This is a genomic window from Streptomyces sp. UNOB3_S3 (assembly GCF_020740895.1).
Lineage (GTDB): Bacteria > Actinomycetota > Actinomycetes > Streptomycetales > Streptomycetaceae > Streptomyces.
In genome coordinates this window covers 1-1,805 of the sequence record NZ_JAILXP010000648.1, presented here as the reverse complement: position 1 = coordinate 1,805, position 1,805 = coordinate 1, and the positions used below count along the sequence as shown (strand labels likewise).

At 67.1% G+C, this 1,805-nt stretch carries 1 protein-coding gene; it reads left to right on the top strand.

The genetic code is table 11. The annotated features are described in order from the left end of the window. The first annotated feature begins 510 nt into the window (after positions 1–510). Positions 511–933, top strand: coding sequence for a DUF6153 family protein (locus tag K6I33_RS34690; protein ID WP_229358774.1), 423 nt, complete (start codon positions 511–513; stop codon positions 931–933). Positions 934–1,805: the final 872 nt, after the last annotated feature.

Below are 1,805 nucleotides of genomic sequence, written 5' to 3'. Positions count from 1 at the left end.
GCTACAACGTCGCCGCCCTCCCCCTCGCCGCCGCCGGCCTCCTCAACCCCATGATCGCCGGAGCCGCGATGGCCTTCTCCTCGGTCTTCGTCGTCGGCAACAGCCTCCGCCTCCGCCGCTTCCGCAGCGCCCACCGATAGCCCTCACTACCCGGCTCGCGCCCGGTACCGCACTCGCGGTGCCGGGCGCGCCGCGTCGAAATCCGGCAGTATCCGAGAGCTCTGCAAGGCTCAAGGGCAGCCCTCTAATGGCTGAACGCTCAATAATTACGGTGCACTTAAGTCACCCAAACCTCCAGTACCCGACTACTCCTGGACAGGTGAAACGATTACCCCTTGCGTACCGACAGCAGGGACGAACCGAGCCGTAATACCCATTGCAGCATCTGCACGTTGGCTGATTCACACACCGTTGGGACGGTGCGGTGACATTAACGGGCCGACGTGACGCTAGGATCACGCCATGGTCTCGGCCCAGCCCACACTCCGTACGCGACGGAGCCACCGCCCGGTGGCAGGTCCGTCGCGTCTGCTGTGGCTGGCCATGCTGCTGTTCGGCTTCCTCTACACCCACGGCATCAGCGGTGAGAGCGCCGTCAGCCACTCGACCGGCAGCCCGGTGGCCATGTCAACCTTCGAGCACATCGCCAAGGGGCATGAGGCACAGGGAGATTCAAACCCTGGTGCCGTGTCGTCCACTGCGCTGAAGCAGGACGACACCAACAGTCACCACGGCAACGACGAGACCGTTCACGCAGCCGAGGAATGCGCCTCCGGCAAGCCGCAGGAGGGCCCGGACTTCTTCGCACCCGGCTGCTCGACACCGTTCGACACCGCGGCGGCGTTGAGCACCCCGGCCGGGGCGGCCGTAAGCCTGCCTGCAAGCGCGCCGGAAAGCCCGTCGTCGGCAGCCGTACGCATCCTGCGCATTTAGAAGCCAGGTTCTCCGGAACCGGTTGGATCTCACCCGGCATTCAGGCTGAGTTCGTCTTGAGCTCATAGCCCATTGCCTCCGGTTCCCGGTGCCGCATCGCATCGTTCCTCAGATTTCTGAGGCGCGACACCGCGCTATGCCCTGGCACCGCCAGCCGCCCGTCTGACCCGCCTCCACGCGCCCGGGAATTTCCGGCCGGTGTGGATGTCGTACGGAGTGCCTGTGCCGCGCAATACGCCCGGGGGCCATGGATCAAAGTGGCCCCTGCCCTCTACATCCACGTTCAAGAGCCGTAACCGTCCAGGGCTTTTGACACCACTCCGCCCCCGCTTCGCCCGCTGGCTTCCGGTAGTCGTCGTGGGGAGTCTGCTGATGCTTCTGGTGGGCTGCCCCCTGCCCACGTACGCATCCGGCCATCCGCACGGCGTCCTGCGGGTGACGGACGGGCTCGCCGGCCACCACAGCACATCCGGCGGTCACGGCTCCCCTCACCGCACTCCCGCCCCACACGACTGCACCTCTTGCCAGCAAGCGGCTCAGCGTCGCGCCGACCTCACGGCGCCCCACCCCACGCACGGGCCCAACCCCTCGGGCGCTCTGACGAACCAGGCCGTCGGCGTATTGCCCCCATCGCCTGACGCTGTCCACGCGCTGTACGGGCTGAGCAGCGCGCGGTCGGGCCAGGAAAGACTCACCCATCTCTGTCGGTGGCGGAAATAGGAGCTCGCCGAACCGGCCGACGTAGTCCGGCCGCCGCGTGGAGCCATCAGGGGCGCGCCGAGACGCGCCCGGACCGGACGCGCGGAACGAGCACTCCTCACCAACGCATCGACCGAAAGGCGAACCATGGACCCCCTGACGTCCCAGCGCGT